This window comes from Escherichia sp. E2661 (assembly GCF_004745185.1).
GTDB lineage: Bacteria > Pseudomonadota > Gammaproteobacteria > Enterobacterales > Enterobacteriaceae > Escherichia.
The window spans coordinates 14,182-36,092 of sequence record NZ_PDIG01000006.1; the positions used below are offsets into that span (position 1 = coordinate 14,182).

At 49.9% G+C, this 21,911-nt stretch carries 19 protein-coding genes and 1 pseudogene; 10 read left to right on the forward strand and 10 right to left on the reverse strand.

All coding sequences use genetic code 11. The annotated features are described in order from the left end of the window. The first annotated feature begins 197 nt into the window (after positions 1–197). Positions 198–506 (forward strand): YaiY family protein, encoded by a 309-nt coding sequence (locus CRI63_RS04880; protein WP_130215394.1) that lies wholly within the window; start codon positions 198–200, stop codon positions 504–506. Between the two features lie 52 nt (positions 507–558). On the opposite strand, the gene yaiW is transcribed toward CRI63_RS04880, so the two are convergent. Beyond that, entirely contained in the window at positions 559–1,653 is a 1,095-nt protein-coding gene (gene yaiW / locus CRI63_RS04885; RefSeq protein WP_135518673.1) for a surface-exposed outer membrane lipoprotein YaiW, read from the reverse strand. A 12-nt stretch (positions 1,654–1,665) separates the two neighbouring features. Beyond that, positions 1,666–2,886, reverse strand: a complete 1,221-nt coding sequence (gene sbmA, locus CRI63_RS04890; protein ID WP_130223271.1) for a peptide antibiotic transporter SbmA — start codon at positions 2,884–2,886, stop codon at positions 1,666–1,668. Between the two features lie 351 nt (positions 2,887–3,237). Between sbmA and ampH the strand changes: the two genes are divergently transcribed. Then, entirely contained in the window at positions 3,238–4,395 is a 1,158-nt protein-coding gene (ampH, locus tag CRI63_RS04895) for a D-alanyl-D-alanine-carboxypeptidase/endopeptidase AmpH (protein ID WP_130215388.1), read from the forward strand. Here the strand turns inward: ampH and iprA are convergent, their stop codons facing one another. Further along, the gene (gene iprA, locus CRI63_RS04900) at positions 4,396–5,019 is read right to left on the reverse strand and encodes a hydrogen peroxide resistance inhibitor IprA (protein WP_135384913.1); all 624 of its coding nucleotides are present in this window, start codon (positions 5,017–5,019) and stop codon (positions 4,396–4,398) included. It abuts the gene before it with no gap. An 87-nt stretch (positions 5,020–5,106) separates the two neighbouring features. After that, positions 5,107–8,055, reverse strand: a complete 2,949-nt coding sequence (gene ehaB / locus CRI63_RS04905) for an autotransporter adhesin EhaB (RefSeq protein ID WP_135489725.1) — start codon at positions 8,053–8,055, stop codon at positions 5,107–5,109. A 525-nt stretch (positions 8,056–8,580) separates the two neighbouring features. Here ehaB and hemB point away from each other — a divergent pair. Then, the gene (hemB, locus tag CRI63_RS04910; RefSeq protein WP_130223277.1) at positions 8,581–9,555 is read left to right on the forward strand and encodes a porphobilinogen synthase; all 975 of its coding nucleotides are present in this window, start codon (positions 8,581–8,583) and stop codon (positions 9,553–9,555) included. Positions 9,556–9,595: 40 nt separating this feature from the next. On the opposite strand, the gene tauD is transcribed toward hemB, so the two are convergent. Genes tauD through tauA form a run of 4 tightly spaced genes read right to left on the reverse strand, consistent with a single transcriptional unit; the run spans position 9,596 to position 13,010 of the window. Further along, positions 9,596–10,447, reverse strand: coding sequence for a taurine dioxygenase (gene tauD / locus CRI63_RS04915; RefSeq protein ID WP_135384917.1), 852 nt, complete (start codon positions 10,445–10,447; stop codon positions 9,596–9,598). Next, positions 10,444–11,271, reverse strand: a complete 828-nt coding sequence (gene tauC, locus CRI63_RS04920) for a taurine ABC transporter permease TauC (protein WP_130258524.1) — start codon at positions 11,269–11,271, stop codon at positions 10,444–10,446. The genes tauD and tauC overlap by 4 nt, the downstream gene beginning before the upstream one ends. Then, on the reverse strand, positions 11,268–12,035 hold the full coding sequence (gene tauB / locus CRI63_RS04925; protein WP_130215378.1) for a taurine ABC transporter ATP-binding subunit: 768 nt from the start codon (positions 12,033–12,035) through the stop codon (positions 11,268–11,270). The genes tauC and tauB overlap by 4 nt, the downstream gene beginning before the upstream one ends. A gap of 12 nt (positions 12,036–12,047) precedes the next feature. Then, a complete protein-coding gene (gene tauA / locus CRI63_RS04930) occupies positions 12,048–13,010 on the reverse strand; it encodes a taurine ABC transporter substrate-binding protein (protein WP_135489729.1) in 963 nt (320 codons plus the stop codon). A gap of 622 nt (positions 13,011–13,632) precedes the next feature. On the opposite strand from tauA, the gene CRI63_RS04935 reads away from it, so the two are divergent. From CRI63_RS04935 to fghA, 7 genes are all read left to right on the forward strand, one after another. Next, positions 13,633–14,304 carry a PIG-L deacetylase family protein gene (locus CRI63_RS04935; RefSeq protein ID WP_135489731.1) on the forward strand — a complete coding sequence of 224 codons (672 nt, stop codon included), beginning with the start codon at positions 13,633–13,635 and terminating at the stop codon, positions 14,302–14,304. Between the two features lie 9 nt (positions 14,305–14,313). Continuing rightward, the gene (locus CRI63_RS04940) at positions 14,314–15,510 is read left to right on the forward strand and encodes a glycosyltransferase family 2 protein (RefSeq protein ID WP_135518675.1); all 1,197 of its coding nucleotides are present in this window, start codon (positions 14,314–14,316) and stop codon (positions 15,508–15,510) included. After that, complete coding sequence (locus CRI63_RS04945; RefSeq protein ID WP_240731065.1) at positions 15,476–16,069, forward strand: acetyltransferase; 594 nt, start codon at positions 15,476–15,478, stop codon at positions 16,067–16,069. Before CRI63_RS04940 ends, CRI63_RS04945 begins: the two co-directional genes overlap by 35 nt. A gap of 1 nt (position 16,070) precedes the next feature. Further along, the gene (locus CRI63_RS04950; protein WP_135404441.1) at positions 16,071–16,844 is read left to right on the forward strand and encodes a YaiO family outer membrane beta-barrel protein; all 774 of its coding nucleotides are present in this window, start codon (positions 16,071–16,073) and stop codon (positions 16,842–16,844) included. 187 nt (positions 16,845–17,031) lie between these two features. Next, positions 17,032–17,307, forward strand: a complete 276-nt coding sequence (frmR, locus tag CRI63_RS04955) for a formaldehyde-responsive transcriptional repressor FrmR (RefSeq protein WP_001141271.1) — start codon at positions 17,032–17,034, stop codon at positions 17,305–17,307. Positions 17,308–17,341: 34 nt separating this feature from the next. Further along, the gene (frmA, locus tag CRI63_RS04960; protein WP_000842102.1) at positions 17,342–18,451 is read left to right on the forward strand and encodes an S-(hydroxymethyl)glutathione dehydrogenase; all 1,110 of its coding nucleotides are present in this window, start codon (positions 17,342–17,344) and stop codon (positions 18,449–18,451) included. A gap of 92 nt (positions 18,452–18,543) precedes the next feature. Then, positions 18,544–19,377 carry an S-formylglutathione hydrolase gene (fghA, locus tag CRI63_RS04965; RefSeq protein WP_135518677.1) on the forward strand — a complete coding sequence of 278 codons (834 nt, stop codon included), beginning with the start codon at positions 18,544–18,546 and terminating at the stop codon, positions 19,375–19,377. Positions 19,378–19,704: 327 nt separating this feature from the next. Here the strand turns inward: fghA and CRI63_RS04970 are convergent, their stop codons facing one another. Together CRI63_RS04970 and mhpT are read right to left on the reverse strand one after the other, a co-directional pair. Then, entirely contained in the window at positions 19,705–20,244 is a 540-nt protein-coding gene (locus CRI63_RS04970; RefSeq protein WP_130260330.1) for a DUF2058 domain-containing protein, read from the reverse strand. Between the two features lie 101 nt (positions 20,245–20,345). Beyond that, positions 20,346–21,556, reverse strand: a pseudogene (gene mhpT / locus CRI63_RS04975) (3-(3-hydroxy-phenyl)propionate transporter MhpT). Positions 21,557–21,911 lie beyond the last annotated feature (355 nt).

Below are 21,911 nucleotides of genomic sequence, written 5' to 3' on the forward strand. Positions count from 1 at the left end.
ACAGCATTTCCAGGACTGTTAAGAAATTTAACTTAAGGTTGCAATTTTGTGACTCATGACGAAGATTCTCGCTTCGGGAATATTCCCAACATCAATTTACCATGATTCTGATATTGACAATCCCAATGACCTGTCAGACTTGCCATAAGCCGCTGGTATCACACCAGAAGAGAAGCAGATGACTTCCGGAGGTTTTTATGGCTGATTTCACCCTGTCAAAATCGCTGTTTAGCGGAAAATATCGCGATGCCTCTTCAACGCCTGGCAACATTGCCTATGCATTGTTTGTGCTGTTTTGCTTTTGGGCTGGAGCGCAATTGCTGAATTTGTTGGTGCATGCGCCAGGTGTCTATGAGCATTTAATGCAGGTCCAGGAGACAGGCCGCCCACGGGTAGAAATTGGTCTGGGAGTCGGCACCATTTTCGGGCTGATCCCGTTTTTGGTTGGCTGCTTCATCTTTGCGGTGGTTGCGGTGTGGCTGCACTGGCGACATCGCCGCCAGTAAGATTTATTTTGCCAGATGCGACGTAAACATCTGGCCTACGATTACCTATTGGTCACGGCTTCATACAACGCGCTCGTCTTTCATCGACGCGCTTCGCAAACCATGCGGTGGTAAGGTTACGGGTGATTTTCGGGCTTTCCAGTTGAATACCGGGCAACATTTCACGCGGTAGCGATTTACCCGTTTTCGCTTCGGCGAGTTGATAAACCTTCTTATACAACGCCGTCTCTTCAAAAGAGAAACTATCCCCTTTCTCGAGCTGACGACGAATTTCGCTATCGCTCATTCCCAGTTTGTCCGCCAGCTTACGCGTCGCCAGTTCTGTTTTACCCGGCTCTTTACTGTCATAACGAATCAAATCACCATCCAGCGCCAGCTTCACGCCGCTGGCTTTGCTGACTGCATTCTGAAACGCGGCATTACGACTGGCGTACCAACCGGCATTAAAATCGGCGAAACGGAAAATCGGCGCGCTATAGCTGGCAGGATAATTGAGTAAATGGTAAGTCCCGAACCATAATCCGCCGCGACGACTGAAGACCTCCTGACGTACCGTACCGTCCATTTTCCACGGATACCCCCTGGTATGCTGTTCGGCAAAAGCAATGCTGACCTGCATCGGCCCACCGGTGCGCACCGGGTTAAGCGAACCAAACAGCGTCTGCCCCATCGGCACCATGCTGATCAGATCGTCAAAAATTGCACTCAGCTGCTTTTCCGTGCGCACGGAATCTAACCGTTCGCTGTAGCTTTTACCATTTGGCGATTTGATTTTTAGCGCGGTATGAACCAGAAAAGCAGGAATGTGCATCCGTTCGGCGCGGCGGTCAATCTCTTGCCAGGCGATTTTACTTAATCCAGGAACGACCGGATCTGCCTGATAATTTGACTCCTGCTGCGCCACCGCCAGCACCGAGCAGACATTTTCCAGTGTCGGTGCCAGCCCCTGGCTTTCAAAAGTGGTGGCAAGATCTTTCGCCCAGGCATCGCGGTCTTTTACGCTGGCGGGTAACTTCTGCCGCACCACGCTCGCCACATCTATCGCTTTTTCGCCCTTTTTCAACGGCTGTGGCGCCTGACTGCTACACCCCGCTAAAACCAGAACCGCCAACAATGAAAGCGAAGACAGATGATTGACTCGCGACATTACTTCTCCTTTTTAACTCAATGTATGGGTTACTTCCTGAATTTTGTCATTATCCAGTTCATGTTCAAAGCTGCGCAGACGTTTGTAGATCGACATCAACTCGACCAGCGTGGTCCATGAGTTAATCAGATACTGGAAAGCGCCGCGAACCTGACCAAAAACGTTGGTTATTTGGGTCATCAGGCCGAGCGTAATCGTACCGGCAACAATCGACGGAAACAGCAAGAACAAACCGAAAACGTTATCGACCTGCAGGTAGAGAATGCGGGCGATGTTGAAATACATATAGTGAAAATAGAGGCGGAAATAGTTCTTCCGTACCGCGCTGAACAACTCGCGCACCGTTGGCGGTGTCGCACGCGTGGCGTCGTCTTCACCATAGACCAGCTCTTTACGGTAAGCTGCTTCTACTCGCTGGTTTTTAAACTCAAGTCCCGGCAGTTTGATCCCCACAACCGCCAGTAATCCGGTCCCCATCAGCGACCAGATAATCGCAGCAATCACCAAACCATACGGAATGTGCCCCACAATCGGCAACTCTGGCACGTGCGCGGAGAGCGTCACCAACACCGGCAAGAAGGCGATCAGCGTCATGATGGCGTTAATAAAGCTGACGCCCATATTCTCAAGCGTTGAAGCAAAACGCATGGTGTCTTCCTGCACACGCTGCGCGGCCCCTTCGATATGGCGCAGTTGCTGCCAGTTCGCCATGTAGTATTCGTTCATCGCCGTACGCCAGCGAAACACATAGTGGCTGACAAAGAAATTGTTCAACACACTGATAACCACCGCGATCAGTGCTATCCCCAGAAAGACGCCCACCTCGCGATAAAACTGTTCGATGGTCACTTTATGCGGCGAACTGAGCGCGGTTTGAATCAGGTCATAAAACGGTGCATACCAGGCGTTGACTGCAACCCCAACTTCCACCAGAAACCAGGTCACGAAGATAATTAGCGCAGTGCCGAGTATTGACCAGTATTGCCAACGATGTGGGCTGTAGATAAACCAGAACAGCGCGAAAAGACCTACGCAAACAATGTAATAAGCGTAAAAAACCAGGAAGTCTAACGACCAGAAACGGGCGGCGCTAATCGGGATCTGCCCAGAGGCCCCGGTGATGCGGGCAACCCAGTCACCGCCTCCCGCTTGCCAGAAGATGACGGCAATCAATGCCCAAACAAAGGCCGAGAGAAAAAAGGCTCCCGGTTTTGGGAAAAAAGACTTAAACATATGCTCTCCTGCTAGCTTCTTATCGTTTTAGCAACTGCTGTGTATTAACCGCATGGCCGCTTCAAAGAATCAGCCAAATGAAACCGCCCATTGTGACCAGCCGCGGGGCGCTTAGTTCGTCCTCCTGACGGGAAGAATTGTTTCGACGGATTTCACAAACAAAGGATTGTTTACATAAGCGCATTAACACGAACAGGATCACAAATGCAGACATTGGTGAGCAGGAAAAAGATCGTGTTTACGCGCCGTTACGTTTTTAACACTATTATTGCACTAATTTGCGCTTTGCAATCCATCAACGAGTAGTATAAATACGCTCAGTTACCTTCATTTAATTTATGGACACCACCGTTGAAACGTAGTCTGCTTTTTTCTGCCGTGCTGTGTGCGGCGTCATTGACCTCTGTCCACGCGGCGCAACCTATCGCCGAACCTGAATTCGCCTCTGATATTGTTGATCGCTATGCCGATCATATTTTTTACGGCAGCGGTGCCACCGGGATGGCGCTGGTCGTTATCGACGGTAATCAGCGTGTCTTTCGCAGTTATGGCGAAACTCGCCCTGGTAATAACGTTCGCCCGCAGTTGGATTCAGTAGTACGTATTGCTTCGCTCACCAAGTTGATGACCAGTGAGATGCTGGTGAAATTGCTGGACCAGGGGACAGTGAAGTTAAACGATCCACTGAGTAAATATGCCCCGCCAGGCGCACGCGTGCCAACTTACAACGGAGCCCCCATCACATTGGTGAATCTGGCAACCCACACCAGCGCCCTGCCCCGTGAACAGCCCGGCGGCGCGGCAAATCGTCCGGTGTTTGTCTGGCCGACGCGAGAGCAACGCTGGAAATATCTTTCTACGGCGAAGCTAAAAGCCGCGCCAGGCAGCCAGGCCGCGTACTCCAACCTTGCGTTCGACCTGCTGGCGGATGCGCTGGCGAATGCATCCGGCAAGCCTTATACCCAATTGTTTGAAGAGCAAATTACCCGTCCGCTGGGGATGAAAGACACCACCTACACACCATCACCGGACCAGTGCCGCCGTTTGATGGTTGCAGAACGCGGTGCCAGTCCGTGTAACAATACGCTGGCGGCCATTGGCAGCGGCGGCGTTTATTCCACACCTGGCGATATGATGCGCTGGATGCAGCAATATTTGTCTTCTGATTTTTATCAGCGTAGTAACCAGGCGGATCGCATGCAGACGCTGATTTATCAGCGTGCACAGTTTACGAAAGTGATTGGCATGGATGTGCCAGGCAGAGCGGATGCACTCGGTTTAGGCTGGGTGTATATGGCACCGAAGGATGGACGTCCGGGTATTATTCAGAAGACCGGTGGTGGCGGTGGTTTCATTACCTATATGGCGATGATCCCGCAAAAAAATATCGGTGCGTTTGTGGTCGTGACCCGCTCACCATTAACACGGTTTAAAAATATGAGCGATGGCATCAATGATTTGGTGACCGAACTTAGCGGGAATAAACCGATGGTCATTCCCGCGTCCTGATTAATACTCTGAAGGCAAACGGTTGATAGCGACCAGTTTGCCTTTATTCATTTCGATATAGCCGCCCTTGCGTAAAGCCGCAAGAACTTCTGCCACGACGGAACGTGATATGCGTGTACGTTGATGGATATAATTCATTACGCCAATGCGTGATCGTAATTCATCATTCCAATCAATCATTGATAATAACGTCGCACGGATTTGCTCGTAGGAATTATGCCCAATGAGCTGAACGTCGCGTAATTCCAGGATTTTATTTTGCCAGGCTAACCAGTAAAAAGCGTCGCGCCAGAGTTGATTTTGTTCAATAAGAGTAATGGTTTGTTTGGCTGGTAGATGATATCCCGTACAGTTTCCTTCTGATATTAATTTGTATGGTATATCATTTTTCATTAAACCATCAGCCAGTCCCATAATATAGGGGGCTTGCGTAATACCGATAAGTACATTTTCTTCTCTACGGAGAGAGATAACACCTTCTAAAATAACGAATGTGTCTTCGCTGTTTACATCACTGGAGAATATGACTTGTTTTTCATTATTAAACTCGAAGCGCGTGCCGTATCTGGACAAACATTTATCGAGCTTACCAAATTCCTGAAGAGGTTTAACTACAGATAACATTTGCGCGTCCTTTGCAGTAATGCCCGTCAAATCCTTGACGGGCATTATTTAGATTAAATTACCAGTATTTCTTCAGAGTGAAGAATATTACCAGGTATATTTAACACCCACGTTCGCGGACCAATCTTGATCTACGTCACCACCACCGAGGTAGCTAGCATCGGTATAGGCGCTGAAGTTCTTGGTGAAGCTGAACTGAGTACCCAGACCAACACGTACCGCAGACCCTTCAGTACCGTTATCGATGGAATCGCCGTTCACATCGTTATCGTTGTTAGAGTCGTCGTAGACGTAAGCCAGTTTGAAGTACGGAGTCAGAGCCTGGTCTTCGCTGTACGTGAAGGTATAACCTGCATCTACACCCAGTTCATAACGCATGCTGTCGTAAGACTGACCGTCAACTTTCATGTCGTTGCTCAGCTGGTAGTCATCACCAGACTGGAACAGACCAGAAATGCTGCCGTAAGGAGTTACGTAACCAGCATCACCCAGTTTGAAGTCGTAACCGGCTTTCAAACCGAAGCCCCATGCGTCAGAGTTGGTGCTACCGTCAACGTAAGTACCGTTGCTCATGGTTGCAGACAGATCGTTGTTGAAGTGAGAGTAGCTCAAGCTACCATCAACAAAGATGTTGTTCGCGAAGCGAGCAGAAGAGTAGATGTAGGCAGACTGGCTGTCTTGATCCACCTGACCAGAACGGTCATTCATGTCGCCTTTACCGAAGCCTGCAGCCGCACCGACGATCCACTTAGCATTGTTACCATCAATTTTGGTATCAACACCGACCATGATGCCGTTAACATCCTGATCGTAGTCAATGGTACCGTTGTTGCCGTTGAAGTTACCACCGAAGTAGCTTACCCATGCGCCGCCGTTATCAGCCAGACCATGACGAGAGTTGGTCAAACGAGTACCAACGGTGTCTTGTTCCAGGTTCCAGATATTGGTGTTTGCAGACGGGATGCTCAGCGCCATGTTAGCGTAGTCAGTCAACTCGGTCTGATGCAGAACAACGGTGTTACCTTCCTGACGAGCTTCGTAGGTGTATGCACCCAGGTCAGCTTTGTTAGCAGCAGAGAAGGTAGCGTCGCTGTTTTTGTCGTTAACGTAGATCAGCTCGTTGCCGTTGTAGTCAGCGATAGAACCAGCACCAGTAGCGTTGTCGATACGAACTTTGTAGTTACCGGTTGCAGCTGCAACATGGTCACCATTGTTATCAACTTCGTTCTGACCAGCTTCGATAGAAGCAGTGTTATCGTTATCGCCGTTACCGTTAATAGTCAGGTGACCATCAGAGTTCATTGCGATTAAGCCATAACCGTAGTTTGACTTGGTAGTGTCGTTGGTACGGTCGTTGGTCAGGTCTGCATCAAGTACGAAGCGGTTGCTTTCGATGTTGAATACACCAGCGTGAATGTTACCACTGGTATCAGTGGTGCTGGTCAGGTTCAGAGTATCAACCTGAAGAGCATTCGCCGCGGTGTTACCTACATCCAGAATACCGTCGTTAGTCACTTTGATGTTGTTCGCATACAGAGCTGCATCACCTACAGCCCAACCAGCAGAAACTTCATCAGAGATGGTTACGGTACTGTTGTCGATAGTCAGTGAATCAGTTGCAACGTGACCATCTTCGTTGATGTTCAGCGCAGAAAGACCTGTCAGAGAGATAGAGTCAGAAATCAGCATTGAATCAGCAACATTAACAGTTGAACCACTGTTGATGCTCAGAGTGTCGATCAGAGAAGTTTTGGTGGTATCCCACTGTGAACCGGTGTTCAAGGTCACATTGAACAGACCGCTCTGGTAAACTTCGTTACCGATGATGTGATCAAATTCGCTGTATGCAGAGTCGCTATTTTCCACGCCCACTGTTGATAAAGGCCACAGGCTGTTAGCTGCGATGTCGATCAGAGTGGCAGTGGCTTCGGTATTGATATCATAGGTATAAGATTCATTTACACCATCGCCATCAATATCAACACCAACCTGATGTGCAGACATTGCTGCACCAACCCACTTGCTACCATTGTTCAGGGTCAGATCCAAGCGATCGGTACCATCCCAACCGTTAGTATCTACATCACCGTCAGCATCACGATAGCTATCACGACCATGTGGGAAGAAGTTCTCATCAAAGTTACTTGAGAAGAATACATCACCCATCAGTGTGGAATTATCGAATGTTGCAGTGGTCTGCATAGCGTTATCAGCATCAGGATGTGCAATAACGGCTAATGCGATATCATCAGCATTCCAGCCATTACCATTGTAATCACTGGCATTACCGGTATTACCAAACCAACCAGTAGTACCTTCATCAGTCCATGAACCAGAGGTCACGGTAGAATCTTTAACAGCGATGGTATTATTAAATACTTCGCTGCTGTTTACACCAGTGCTGACAGTGTTGTCGTCGATATCTTCCCACTCATAACCCTGAGTCAGCGTAATACCTGCTACGTGAGAGTTATTAGAGATGGACAGATCAACTTCCTGATCCAGAGTGATAGCCGTACCAATGTTAAATACGTTTACAACATGAGTATCAGCGGCATTATTGTAGGTGCCGTTATATGTATAGTGTTCGTAGTTGTCGTCGATCGTTGAGTTATCAACGGTCAGCGCCAGACGGTCATGGTAGTAATCATCCGCACGATCAGCACAATCAGTTGTCATGCACTCGGAATAAATCATACCGTGAATAGTGCTGTTTTTGATTGTCAGACTATTGGCGTTGGTATTAGTAGAAATACCGTCGTCCAGATAGTAGGTAGAAATTACGCCGTTAACGGTAGCGTTATTAATGACCGGGTAGATATCGCCGTTGTAATAGCTATCAGCGGCATAGTTGTTCCAGCCTACATAACCATCATAGTAAACGTCATCAGCATAAGTGGTGTCGTTGTAGTGATGAAAAGTATTGTAAGTTTGACCAGAAATATCGTTGGTCGCTGCATTAGCCTGAGAGGTGATAGCCAGAGTGCAAGCCAATGCTAATTGTGATACTACAAGTTTCTTTTTCCAGGAGTGCATTTGTCATCCCTCCTCAGGGACGTAATAAGTTGATCCATCAATTATCAATGCATAGAAAACATATTATGTTTCGCGCTAACGATTATGCTGCGTTACAGACGAATGGTTCAATTATTCTTTCCCCTAAGTCCGAATGTGGACATATATAAAAAACATCCGCACGCGCAAAGGAAAAATCGATAAAAACACAATATTTCAACACGTTAATGAAAGGGTTGATTTTGAAGCATAGCCTCTAAAAATATCAAACCAACAAATCAGATAAATAATTTATCAATAAACAATGAACTTTAAGCCATTCAATTTTTGACAGCCCAACCAAATCAACAAAAACAATAATTAAGAGTTATATATAAAAATTAAAAATATTTTCAGTGAATATAAAATCATTGCTATTTCTATTACAAAGATGTCCTGGCCTCTCTTTCATTCTCTTCTTATCAACATCGCGACAACTTTCGTAAAACACTCCGGCCCCGCTTCAGGTATACTGTGCACCTTAATTCCACAAACATCAGGCAGACCATGACAGACTTAATCCAACGCCCTCGTCGCCTGCGCAAATCTCCTGCGCTGCGCGCTATGTTTGAAGAGACAACACTTAGCCTTAACGACCTGGTGTTGCCGATCTTTGTTGAAGAAGAAATTGACGACTACAAAGCCGTTGAAGCCATGCCTGGCGTGATGCGCATTCCAGAGAAACATCTGGCACGCGAAATTGAACGCATCGCCAACGCCGGTATTCGTTCAGTGATGACTTTCGGCATATCTCACCATACTGATGAAACCGGCAGTGATGCCTGGCGGGAAGATGGTCTGGTGGCGCGTATGTCGCGCATCTGCAAGCAGACCGTGCCAGAAATGATCGTCATGTCAGACACCTGTTTCTGTGAATACACTTCTCACGGACACTGCGGCGTGTTGTGCGATCACGGCGTCGACAACGACGCGACTCTGGAAAATTTAGGCAAGCAAGCCGTGGTTGCTGCTGCTGCAGGCGCAGACTTTATCGCCCCTTCCGCCGCGATGGACGGCCAGGTACAGGCGATTCGCCAGGCGCTGGACGCTGCGGGCTTTAAAGATACGGCGATTATGTCGTATTCGACCAAATTCGCCTCTTCCTTTTATGGACCGTTCCGTGAAGCTGCCGGAAGCGCATTAAAAGGCGATCGCAAAAGCTATCAGATGAACCCAATGAACCGTCGTGAGGCGATTCGTGAGTCACTGCTGGATGAAGCCCAGGGCGCAGACTGCCTGATGGTTAAACCAGCTGGTGCGTACCTCGACATCGTGCGTGAGCTGCGTGAACGTACTGAATTGCCGATTGGCGCGTATCAGGTGAGTGGCGAGTACGCGATGATTAAATTCGCCGCGCTGGCAGGTGCTATAGATGAAGAGAAAGTGGTGCTCGAAAGCTTAGGTTCGATTAAGCGTGCGGGTGCGGATTTGATTTTCAGCTACTTTGCGCTGGATCTGGCTGAGAAGAAGATTCTGCGTTAATGATCATTATGCCGGGTTATCCCAACCCGGCATTTCCTCTTCACCCCGCCCGATAAAACGGTTTATCCCCGAGAATCGTTGCGCGATGCATAATCCGTCGCTGTGGCAAATAATCGGCATTCGCATAATGCTGAGTCACGCGGTTATCCCAAATCGCAATATCATTCGGTTGCCAGCGCCAACGCACCTGAAACTCCGGTTTGGTGATATGGGCAAACAAAAAGCCTAACAAGGCTTCGCTCTCTTTCTCGCTGACATCGACAATTCGCGTGGTAAATCCTTCATTAACAAACAGTGCCTGTTTGCCGCTCACCGGATGAGTACGCACCACTGGATGTAACAACGGCGGATTCTTCGCGGCCGCCTCGCGCCAACGTTGATGTTCCTCTTCGGTTTTGCGGTACTTGTATTCCGGGAACGATTTACGGAAATCATGCTCCGCACGCAGCCCGCTCAAAAGCTGGCGGAAAGGAACAGAAAGCGCCTCATAGGCAGCAATACCGCTGGTCCAGAGCGTATCGCCGCCGAACGATGGCAACTCTTTCGCTGCGAGAATCGCCCCTGCTGGCGGCGTCTCAATAAATGTCACATCGGTGTGCCAGTTGTCGTTATCCGGCGGATTATCGTTATGGGTGTCCAGTACGATGATCTCGTCAACCCCTTCGGCATGAGGATAAACAGGATGAATATGCAGTTCGCCAAAGCGCTGGGCCAGCGCACGTTGCTGCAGTGGCGTTATCGCCTGTTCACGCAGAAAAACCACCTGATGACGCAGCACCGCATGGTAAAGCTGTTCAAATTGATTATCGCTTAACGGGCGCGTCAGGTCGGCACCCGAAATTTGTGCGCCAATATACGGCCCCAGCGGGGTAATGCTCAGACGTTCACTCATTGTACTTCTCCATGCCAGGGCGTCAGGCGGCGTTGTAACGCACGCAGACCCAGTTCTAAAAGAAATGCGATAATCGCAATCACCGCGATCCCCGCCAGCACCACGTCAGTCGCGAGGAATTCACCTGCTGACTGGACCATAAAACCTAAGCCTCGCGTTGCGGCAATCAGCTCCGCCGCCACCAACGTAGACCAACCCACACCCAGACCAATGCGTAATCCGGTGAGGATTTCCGGCAGCGCGCCAGGCAAAATGACAAACCACAGCACCTGTATACGGCTGGCCCCCAGCGACTGGGCGGCACGGATGCGAACCTGCTGGACGCTTTTCACCCCCGCCAGCGCCGACATCGCCACCGGTGCAAAAATCGCTAAATAGATCAGTAAGATCTTCGACGTCTCGCCAATACCAAACCAGATCACCATCAGCGGCAAATAGGCCAGCGGCGGCACCGGACGATAAAGCTCGATTACCGGATCCAGAATGCCGCGTACCGTAGGGCTAAGTCCCATCGCGATCCCGACCGGAATACCGATCAACACCGCTGCAAATAGCGCCAGCATAATGCGCGTCAGGCTGGCAGCCAGATGCTGCCACAGCGTGGCGTCCATAAAGCCTTGCGGTCCGGCAATGGTGAGCAGTTTTTCCAGTACCTGTTGCGGCGGCGGCAAAAACAGCGGGCTAATCAGTTGCAGCGTCGCCACCGTCCACCATACGGTGAGTAAAACCGCTAACGTACCAATGCTTAAGGTCACTTGCCGCGAGAGCGGCCAGCGCCATTTCAACCGACTCGAATGCAGTTTTTCGTTAATGAGCACACTCATGAGAACGCCTCCCGTTGCTCAAATACGCGGCTTAAAACATATTCGCGAATGGCAATAAACTGTGGATCGGACTTGATGCTGCGACTCGATTCTCCCGCAACAAAGCGGCGAGCGAAGTCGAGCGGAAGACGCTCCAGCACACGCCCTGGCCCTGGCGAAAGCAGAACCAGCTCGGTCGCCATAAACACCGCTTCCTCTATATCGTGAGTAATCAACAGCACCTGCTTGCCCGTCTCCTGCCAGAGTTTCAGCAACAAGGTTTGCATCTGGTCGCGGGTAAAGGCGTCCAGCGCGCCAAACGGCTCGTCGAGTAATAACAGTTGGGGATTTGCCGCCAGCGCGCGGGCAATCCCCACTCGCTGACGCTGGCCTCCAGAAAGCTGCCAGATGAAGCGTTTTTCTGCGCCTTCCAGACCTACTTTTTTCAGCATCTGGAGAGCAATTTCCAGACGCTGCATTTTCTCCATCCCCGCCAGTTGCAGACCGAACGCCACGTTATCCTGCACATTGCGCCACGGTAGCAATCCTTCATTCTGAAAAACCACGCCGCGTTCTGCTCCCGGTCCCTGAATGTGTTTGCCCGCCAGTTGAATGCTGCCGTGCTGATAAGGCACAAAACCAGCAATTAAATTCAGCAACGTGGTTTTGCCGCAGCCGGACGGTCCCAGCACAACCAGCAGCTCGCTGCTTTCCAGCGTCAGGTTGATATCTTCCAGTGCTGGTTTACCGCCATAATCGGCGTAAAGATGAGAGATTTGCAGCATCTGCGCCTCCTTTTATTGCACGAAGCGAGAGGTAACGTACTGGCTGTAATCATTCGCCACGGCGGGGACTTTGCCCTGATCTTTCAAAAACTGGGCAGTGTCGATGATCGCTTTGTTCACCGGTCCGGTCAGTTCTGCCGTTTGCTGCTGCGGCGTCAGATAGGTGTTTCCCTTCACTAGCCCCGGCACATCGCCTTCCGGCACGCCGCTTAAACGCGCCAGTTTGCTGATGTTTTCCGACTGTTTCAGCCAGGCGTCAGGGTTAGCAATATACGGTTGCTGAGCATTGATGGCGCTTTTGGCGAACGCTTTCACTACCTCTGGATGTTTCTCGGCAAAATCTTTCCGCACTACCCAGACGTCCAGCGTTGGCGCCCCCCACTGCCCGACCTGTTCAGAATCGGTCAGCACCTTGCCGTCTTTTTCCAGGGCGTTAACCGCCGGCGCCCAGACATAAGCGCCATCGATATCTCCCCGTTGCCAGGCGGCGATAATCGCGGGCGGCTGCAGGTTCACTATCTCCACTTGCCCAGGTTTAATGCCCCAGTGTTTCAGCGCCGCCAGCAGGCTGTAGTGTGTCGTGGAGATAAACGGCACGGCGATACGTTTACCAATCAAGTCTTCCGGTTTGCTGATGGCTTTCTTTACCACCAACGCCTCAGAGTTGCCCAGTTTTGACGCCAGCAAGAAGACTTCAATCGGCACCTGTTGGCTGGCAGCTACCGCCAATGGGCTGGAACCAAGATTACCGATTTGCACATCGCCCGATGCCAAGGCCCGCACGATGCTGGCCCCGCTGTCAAACTTACGCCAGTCCACCGTCGCCCCGCTCTCTTTGGCAAAGGTGTTATCAGCCTGTGCGACTTTCGCCGGTTCGGCGGAGGTTTGATAGGCCACGGTGACGTTCACCGCCTGCGCCTGAAAAGCGATGAATGCCAGTGCGGCAAGAAGTGTGTTACGCGATGAAATTGCCATGATTGTCTGCTCCCCTGTCTTGTTATGGGAGCAGTATTCGCGGACAAAGACATTTGATAAAAGAATTAGTCGTTATGGTACAGATGATTTTATTCTTAGCAAAAAAACAGCAAAGGAAAGGTTAATTATGCAATTAGCATCATCCCACAACTCGGGGAAATTGCTGTACTGCATTTTATTGATGCATAAAAAGTCAGATTACGAGATTTACTATCTTCTTGTTTTTATTAAAACCAAAATATATGACAAAGTTATTATATTCGCATTAAATATACTATTGTATTGTTTTTCACCCACCGCATATTACATTCACAACATGTATATAAACAATATCCGTTCATTGAACATATTTTTTAAATGCAATTAATTGACAAACTAATTCACATCTAAATACAATGCACAAAAGAAAATAACTATACATAGCAAACACACAAAAACATAACATATGAACTACGTAAAAAAAACTTTACCCTGTCGATTTTCAGGCCCTCATAGCATCCTGGCACTAAGTTATTAGCAACTTTCACTACGTATAAATTTTAACGTCTGCTTGCGCCAGAGATTACGTCTCTGCGCGTATCGCTGCGCTTGCAGTATAATAATTAAAATGGAGTGTCATTAAGTGGATAAGGTTTTAAATTCTGCTCTCCTTTCTTCAAAAAATAAAAAGAAAGGTATTCTTGCTATTGGCGCACACCCTGACGATATAGAATTAGGCTGCGGCGCATCGCTCGCTCGTCTTGCGCAAAAAGGAATTTATATTGCTGCCGTAGTTATGACTACCGGCAATTCTGGTACCGATAGAATAATCGATCGCCACGCAGAGTCACGCGAAGCCCTAAAGATATTAGGATGCCAGCAGACTATTCATCTTAATTTTGCTGATACCCGTGCTCATTTACATCTCAATGATATGATTACCGCCCTGGAAAATATCATTAAGTCTCAAATTCCGTCTGATGTTGAAATCATTCGTGTCTATACCATGCATGATGCCGACCGCCATCAGGATCATCTGGCCGTTTATCAGGCGTCAATGGTGGCCTGTCGGGCAATTCCTCAAATTCTCGGCTACGAAACGCCAAGTACCTGGCTTTCATTTATGCCCCAGGTTTTTGAATCCGTGGAAGAGAAATATTTTTCTATAAAACTAAACGCGTTACAAAAACATAAAAGTCAGAGTCTGCGTGATTATATGCGCCCAGAACGTTTGCGTGCTGTCGCACAATTTCGCGGACAACAGGTCAATAGCGACCTGGGTGAAGGCTTTGTTATTCATAAAATGATTCTTTGAGCAGATTGCATGAAAACCTGGATCTTTATATGTATGGCCGTAGCAATATTACTATGGTTCCTGAGTACGTTAAGGCGTAAGCCCAGCCAAAAAAAAGGCTGCATTGACGCAATTATTCCTGCCTATAACGAAGGCCCTTGTCTGGCTCAGTCGCTGGAAAATCTGCTACGCAACCCTTATTTTTGCCGGGTAATTTGCGTTAACGACGGCTCCACTGATAATACCGAAGCAGTCATGGCAGAAGTAAAACGTAAATGGGGCGACCGCTTTGTTGCCGTCACGCAAAAAAATACCGGTAAAGGTGGTGCGCTAATGAATGGCCTCAACTACGCCACCTGCAACCAGGTTTTTTTAAGCGATGCCGATACCTACGTCCCGCCCGATAAAAACGGCATGGGCTATATGTTGGCGGAAATTGAGCGCGGCGCTGACGCTGTAGGCGGCATTCCCTCCACCGCGTTAAAAGGCGCTGGCCTGCTGCCGCACATCCGCGCAACGGTGAAGTTGCCAATGATCGTTATGAAGCGCACGCTACAGCAGCTATTGGGTGGTGCGCCGTTTATTGTCAGCGGAGCCTGCGGAATGTTTCGCACCGATGTGCTGCGTAAATTTGGTTTCTCTGATCGTACCAAAGTCGAAGACCTCGACCTCACCTGGACGTTGGTGGCTAATGGCTACTGTATTCGTCAGGCGAATCGCTGCATTGTTTATCCGCAGGAATGCAATAGTCCGCTTGATGAATGGCGACGCTGGCGGCGCTGGATTGTAGGCTACGCGGTATGTATGCGCCTACATAAAAAACTTTTATTTAGCCGCTTTGGCATATTCAGTATTTTCCCCATGCTGCTGGTTGTGCTTTATGGCGTTGGGATTTATCTCACTACCTGGTTTAATGAATTCATCGCCACCGGGCCACATGGCGTAATATTGGCAATGTTTCCGCTTATCTGGGTCGGCATAGTTTGTGTTATTGGTGCTTTTAGCGCCTGGTTTCATCGTTGCTGGTTATTGGTGCCTTTAGCGCCTTTTTCCGTTGTGTATGTATTATTAGCTTATGCCATCTGGATTATTTATGGACTTATTGCCTTTTTTACTGGACGCGAACCTCAGCGCGACAAACCCACCCGTTATTCCGCACTGGTGGAAGCGCCAACCGCTTATTCCAACTCTTCTGTCGCAGGAACTGAAAAGCTATCTGAAGCTTAATGTTAAAGAGAAAAATATTCAGATTGCAGACCAGGTAATTATTGATGAGAGTGCTGGTGAAGTTATTATTGGCACCAATACCCGTATTTGCCACGGTGCAGTGATTCAAGGACCGGTAGTGATTGGCGCAAATTGCCTGATTGGCAATTATGCTTTTATTCGCCCCAACACGGTAATCAGCAATGGTGTAAAAATTGGTTTTGCCACAGAAATAAAAAATGCGGTTATTGAAGCGGAAGCAACGATTGGCCCACAATGTTTTATTGCCGACTCGGTGGTAGCAAGCGGGGCATATTTAGGCGCGCTGGTGCGTACCAGTAATCATCGCCTGGATGAACAGCCAGTATCGGTTCGCACCGCGGAAGGTACTATCGCTACTGGATGCGATAAATTAGGTTGTTATATCGGGCAGCGTTCACGCCTTGGCGTGCAGGTTATTATTTTACCGGGGCGAATTATTTCTCCGAATACACAGCTTGGTCCACACGTTATTGTAGAACGTAATTTACCTACCGGAAATTACTCACTCCGGCAAGAACTTATCCGTACAGGAGATTAAAATGATAAAACGGACGTTATTAGCGGCAGTAGTCTTTAGCGCATTGCCCGCTTATGCCGGGTTAACATCTATTACCGCAGGCTACGATTTCACCGATTATTCTGGCGATCATGGTAACCGTAATTTAGCGTATGCCGAACTGGTTGCAAAAGTTGAAAACGCAACACTGCTTTTCAATCTTTCCCAGGGACGTCGAGATTACGAGACTGAAAGTTTCAATGCCACACGCGGCCAGGGTGCTGTCTGGTATAAATGGAATAACTGGCTGACGACCCGAACGGGTATTGCATTTGCAGATAATACGCCGGTCTTTGCCCGCCAGGATTTTCGTCAGGATATTAACCTGGCCCTGCTGCCAAAAACGGTGTTCACGACCGGTTATCGCTACACCAAATATTACGATGACGTTGACGTTAATGCCTGGCAAGGTGGCGTTTCGCTTTATACCGGCCCGGTGATCACCAGCTATCGCTATACCCATTATGACTCAAGCGATGCGGGCGGCAGTTACAGCAATATGATTTCCCTGCGCCTGAACGACACGCGCGGCGGTGGTTATACCCAGCTTTGGCTAACTCGCGGGACCGGAGCTTACACTTATGACTGGTCGCCAGAGACACGACACGGCAGTATGAAGAGCGTCAGTTTACAGCGTATTCAGCCTTTAACAGAGCAACTTAATTTGGGGCTGACGGCAGGTAAAGTGTGGTACGACACCCCAACCGATGATTATGACGGCTTGCAACTCGCAGCCCATCTGACCTGGAAATTTTGATTCCTTCTGCCGCCCGCTATCCAGGGCGGCCTTCCCTGCCGATTAGCGCCCAAACACTTTCCTTTTCGTTTTCCGCCCACATTCACCGGATAAATTTTATTCTCCAGTGTTATATACTATAGGGGGTATGCATTGACATATAGCATACCCCCCTATAGTATATTGCGTGCAGATGATGAGGTGCGAAATGCCCAGTACTCCGGAAGAGAAGAAAAAGGTCCTTACTCGAGTTCGTCGTATTCGGGGGCAGATTGATGCTCTGGAACGGTCGCTGGAGGGTGATGCCGAATGCCGTGCCATACTCCAACAGATAGCCGCCGTTCGGGGCGCGGCTAACGGGCTGATGGCAGAAGTGCTTGAAAGCCATATCCGGGAAACGTTTGACCGAAATGACTGCTACAGCCGTGAAGTCAGCCAATCCGTTGACGACACTATTGAACTGGTTCGAGCCTATCTTAAATAGCTGAATCTATTACCATATTGAGGAAGAGCGAAAGATGAAATCACGTGCTGCCGTTGCATTTGCTCCCGGTAAACCGCTGGAAATCGTTGAAATTGACGTTGCACCACCGAAAAAAGGTGAAGTGCTGATCAAAGTTACCCATACCGGCGTTTGCCATACCGACGCATTTACCCTCTCCGGCGATGACCCGGAAGGTGTATTCCCGGTCGTTCTTGGTCACGAAGGGGCTGGCGTTGTGGTTGAAGTCGGTGAAGGCGTAACCAGCGTCAAACCTGGCGACCATGTGATTCCACTTTATACCGCAGAGTGCGGCGAGTGTGAGTTCTGTCGTTCCGGCAAAACCAACCTCTGTGTCGCGGTTCGCGAAACCCAGGGCAAAGGCCTGATGCCAGACGGCACCACCCGTTTTTCTTACAACGGGCAGCCGCTTTATCACTACATGGGCTGTTCTACATTCAGTGAATACACCGTGGTCGCGGAAGTGTCTCTGGCCAAAATTAATCCAGAAGCAAACCATGAACACGTCTGCCTGCTGGGCTGTGGCGTGACCACCGGTATTGGCGCGGTACACAACACCGCTAAAGTCCAGCCAGGTGATTCTGTTGCCGTGTTTGGTCTTGGCGCGATTGGTCTGGCTGTGGTTCAGGGTGCACGTCAGGCGAAAGCGGGACGGATTATTGCTATTGATACGAACCCGAAGAAATTCGATCTGGCGCGTCGTTTCGGTGCCACCGACTGCATTAATCCGAATGACTACGACAAACCGATTAAAGATGTCCTGCTGGATATCAACAAATGGGGTATCGACCATACCTTTGAATGCATCGGTAACGTCAACGTGATGCGTGCGGCGCTGGAAAGCGCACACCGCGGCTGGGGTCAGTCGGTAATCATCGGGGTAGCAGGTTCCGGTCAGGAAATTTCAACGCGCCCATTTCAGTTGGTCACCGGTCGCGTATGGAAAGGTTCTGCGTTTGGTGGCGTGAAAGGTCGTTCCCAGTTACCGGGTATGGTTGAAGATGCGATGAAAGGTGATATCGACCTGGAACCGTTTGTTACGCATACCATGAGCCTGGATGAAATTAATGACGCCTTCGACCTGATGCATGAAGGCAAATCCATTCGAACCGTAATTCGTTACTGATTTCCCGCAGGTTTGCCCCGTCCAGTTCAGACGAGGTTCTTAATACCGTCCCCGGGCAGCCGTCCGGGGAATTAACCGTGAGATAATGACTGATGGAACTCATTGAAAAACACGCCAGCTTTGGCGGCTGGCAAAATGTGTATCGGCATTATTCCCAATCACTGAAATGTGAAATGAATGTCGGCGTCTATCTCCCACCAAAAGCCACGAATGAAAAATTGCCGGTGCTGTACTGGCTTTCGGGCCTGACCTGCAACGAGCAGAATTTCATTACCAAATCGGGAATGCAGCGTTACGCGGCTGAACACAACATTATTGTTGTTGCGCCGGACACCAGTCCGCGAGGCAGTCATGTCGCTGATGCCGACCGTTACGATCTCGGGCAAGGTGCCGGGTTTTACCTGAACGCGACGCAAGCGCCGTGGAATGAAAATTTCAAAATGTATGACTATATCCGCAACGAGCTGCCGGATTTAGTGATGCAACATTTTCCGGCAACGGCCAGAAAGTCTATTTCAGGTCATTCTATGGGCGGGCTGGGCGCGCTGGTACTGGCGTTACGTAATCCAGATGAATATGTCAGCGTCTCGGCGTTTTCGCCCATTGTTTCCCCTTCGCAAGTACCGTGGGGCCAGCAAGCCTTTGCCGCGTATCTTGGTGAAAATAAAGAAACCTGGTTGGATTACGATCCGGTGAGCCTTATTTCACAAGGTCAACGCGTTGCGGAAATAATGGTTGATCAGGGGTTGAGTGATGATTTTTACGTGGAACAGCTGCGGACTCAAAATCTTGAAAAGGTCTGTCAGGAGATGAATATCAAGGCGTTAATCCGTTATCACGAAGGTTACGACCACAGCTATTATTTTGTCTCCAGTTTTATTGGCGAGCATATTGCGTACCACGCCAATAAATTGAATATGCGTTGAGCATAGCCCACAACTGCCGGATGCGGCGTAAACGCCTTATCCGGCCTACATTTCGCCCGTAAACCGTAGGCCTGATAAGACGCGCAAAGCGTCGCATCAGGCATCTGCGCACGACTGCCGGATGCGGCGTGAACGCCTTATCCGGCCTACATTTCGCCCATAAACCGTAGGCCTGATAAGACGCGAAAAGCGTCGCATCAGGCATCTGTGCACGACTGTCGGATGCGGCGTAAACGCCTTATCCGGCCCACATTTCGCTCGTAAACCGTAGGCCTGATAAGACGCGCAAAGCGTCGCATCAGGCATCTGCGCACGGCTTATCTATGTTTACCACATCAAATCATCAGGCACTTTGAAGTCGGCATACGGATCATCTTCATTCTGCTCTTCGGCGCTGAGTGCACTATGTAACACAATACTACTGGCATCACGCTGAGCAATTTTATCGGCAACGCTGGCGGGAATAATGGCGTATTCACCTTCGCTATTGTTATCGACCAACAAGCGAGCAATCGCCAGACGACCATTAATCAACTGCGCTTGCGTGAGCTTATCGACAAAGATTTTCTTAATCAGATTACCGTCAGTGAAGTTAAAACCAATATCGCCATTGGCAATGGTGATTCGGTTCATTTCAATAAGCTGCTTCACCTGGGCTTTATATTCTTTCGCCAACGCCGCTTGTTTTTGTTGCTCGCTAAGCTGTTTATCACGCTCAAGCTGAGCCTTTTTATTTTCTTCTACTGCCGCCCGAGCTTCACGCGCCTGAACGCGCGATTTTTTCGCCGTTCTTTCGACCTTCGCCGCTTTTTTGCTGGTGACTAATCCTGCTTTGAGCAACTGCTCTTGTAAGGTAAGTTTTGCCATCTTTGTTTCCAAACCCGCTGAATAATTTTTAGCGAGTATACCTGTAAACGCCGTAGGTGTATTGAGGGCAAGTCCCTTTCGCCCCTGCTTGATAAGGCGCGTCAGGCATCGGCGCACGGCTGCATTCTTGATTTTCGACTCATCAAAATAAACACCGCCAACCCAGCAACAAGAATACCCGGTGCAGAAGCGGCCATTACGCCAACCGTGCCAGTGCCTAATGCCAGCATTTTCCCGGCCAGCAACGGACCGCTCATAGCCCCCAGACGCCCTACCGCCACGGCTGTTCCCACACCTGTTGCGCGGATCTGCGAACTGTAAAACAACGGTGCCAGGGCATACAAAACGCTTTGCCCACCTGTCGCAAACAACCCCGCGACAAATCCTGCCAGCAACATGCCGTTAAATGACGACACCGTTCCCAGCGCCAGCAGCGAAGCTAACATGCCGCTATAAATCAGTAGCGACATGGTTACTGGACGCAGCTTATCCATCAATGCACCCAACATTAACGTCCCACTTGCCGCCCCCATTTGCAGTGCAAACATCACCCCTGCCGCCTGCGACGGCTGGAAACCTTGCTCCACCAAAAGCAGCGGCAGCCAGTTGATCAACATGTAGACCACCAGCAGAGTGAAGAAATAACACAACCACAGCAACAACGTCGCGGTTGCCGTTTCTGGCGCAAATAACGCACGCAGCGGTGGCGCAGCCTGTTTTCGCCAGCGAAAACCGCCGACTCCGGCAGCCAGCGCATTAATAGCGGCACCAGAATCAACGGCACCACACCACCGACCCAAAACACCGTTTGCCAGGCTAAGTTTGCCCCCGCGAAACCCAGCGTCGCCGCCAGCGCCGCGCCAATGGGGACACCGCAATACATCAGGCTCACTGCCGTCCCACGAAAACGTGGACCCGCGGCTTCAGACGTCAGGGCGATAAGATTCGGCAACGCCGCCCCCAGTCCGACACCGGTCATCAGCCGTGCAAAGACCAGTGAGGGGAAATCCCAGGCAATCGCCGTTGCCAGCGAGAACAAACCAAACAGCGCAACTGAGCTAATCAAGATACGCTTACGACCATAACGGTCCGCCAGCATTCCGCCAACCAGCGCGCCGGGTAGCAAACCGAGTATTCCGGCGCTGAATATCCAACCCATTTGCATTTTATCGAGTGCGAAAGCTTGGGCGATGCCACCCGCCGCAATGCCAGCCGCCTGAAGATCCAGTCCTTCCATCAGAGCGACCAAAAAACAAAGCCCGATGGTCAGCATCAGGCGGGTTGAAGATGATGAAGGGGTACGAGTCGACATAAGATGAACCTCGTTGTGAGTGCAGGTGAATCGCGGCTGATACATTGCCAGCCGCGTAATCAGAACCATTTAATGACAGCCTGCAGGCGAAATGTAGGCCGGATAAGGCGTTCACACCGCATCCGGCAGTCGTGCACCATGCCTGATGCGACGCTTGCGCGTCTTATCAGGCCTACAAATTCTCGCGCCATCCGTAGGCCGGATAAGGCGTTCACGCCGCATCCGGCAGTCGTGCGCAGACGCCTGATGCGACGCTAACGCGTCTTATCAGGCCTACAAATTCTCGCGCCATCGTAGGCCGGATAAGGCGTTCACACCGCATCCGGCAGTCGTGCGCAGATGCCTGATGCGACGT

Bases quoted from the DNA above. Each gene is read 5' to 3' on its own strand.
- hemB (WP_130223277.1), top strand. From the start codon at position 8,581: ATGACAGACTTAATCCAACGCCCTCGTCGCCTGCGCAAATCTCCTGCG.
- CRI63_RS04940 (WP_135518675.1), top strand. From the start codon at position 14,314: ATGAAAACCTGGATCTTTATATGTATGGCCGTAGCAATATTACTATGG.
- iprA (WP_135384913.1), bottom strand. From the start codon at position 5,019: ATGTTATCTGTAGTTAAACCTCTTCAGGAATTTGGTAAGCTCGATAAA.
- tauB (WP_130215378.1), bottom strand. From the start codon at position 12,035: ATGCTGCAAATCTCTCATCTTTACGCCGATTATGGCGGTAAACCAGCA.
- ehaB (WP_135489725.1), bottom strand. From the start codon at position 8,055: ATGCACTCCTGGAAAAAGAAACTTGTAGTATCACAATTAGCATTGGCT.
- tauC (WP_130258524.1), bottom strand. From the start codon at position 11,271: ATGAGTGTGCTCATTAACGAAAAACTGCATTCGAGTCGGTTGAAATGG.
- yaiW (WP_135518673.1), bottom strand. From the start codon at position 1,653: ATGTCGCGAGTCAATCATCTGTCTTCGCTTTCATTGTTGGCGGTTCTG.
- tauA (WP_135489729.1), bottom strand. From the start codon at position 13,010: ATGGCAATTTCATCGCGTAACACACTTCTTGCCGCACTGGCATTCATC.
- CRI63_RS04880 (WP_130215394.1), top strand. From the start codon at position 198: ATGGCTGATTTCACCCTGTCAAAATCGCTGTTTAGCGGAAAATATCGC.
- frmR (WP_001141271.1), top strand. From the start codon at position 17,032: ATGCCCAGTACTCCGGAAGAGAAGAAAAAGGTCCTTACTCGAGTTCGT.
- CRI63_RS04970 (WP_130260330.1), bottom strand. From the start codon at position 20,244: ATGGCAAAACTTACCTTACAAGAGCAGTTGCTCAAAGCAGGATTAGTC.
- fghA (WP_135518677.1), top strand. From the start codon at position 18,544: ATGGAACTCATTGAAAAACACGCCAGCTTTGGCGGCTGGCAAAATGTG.
- tauD (WP_135384917.1), bottom strand. From the start codon at position 10,447: ATGAGTGAACGTCTGAGCATTACCCCGCTGGGGCCGTATATTGGCGCA.
- sbmA (WP_130223271.1), bottom strand. From the start codon at position 2,886: ATGTTTAAGTCTTTTTTCCCAAAACCGGGAGCCTTTTTTCTCTCGGCC.
- CRI63_RS04950 (WP_135404441.1), top strand. From the start codon at position 16,071: ATGATAAAACGGACGTTATTAGCGGCAGTAGTCTTTAGCGCATTGCCC.
- frmA (WP_000842102.1), top strand. From the start codon at position 17,342: ATGAAATCACGTGCTGCCGTTGCATTTGCTCCCGGTAAACCGCTGGAA.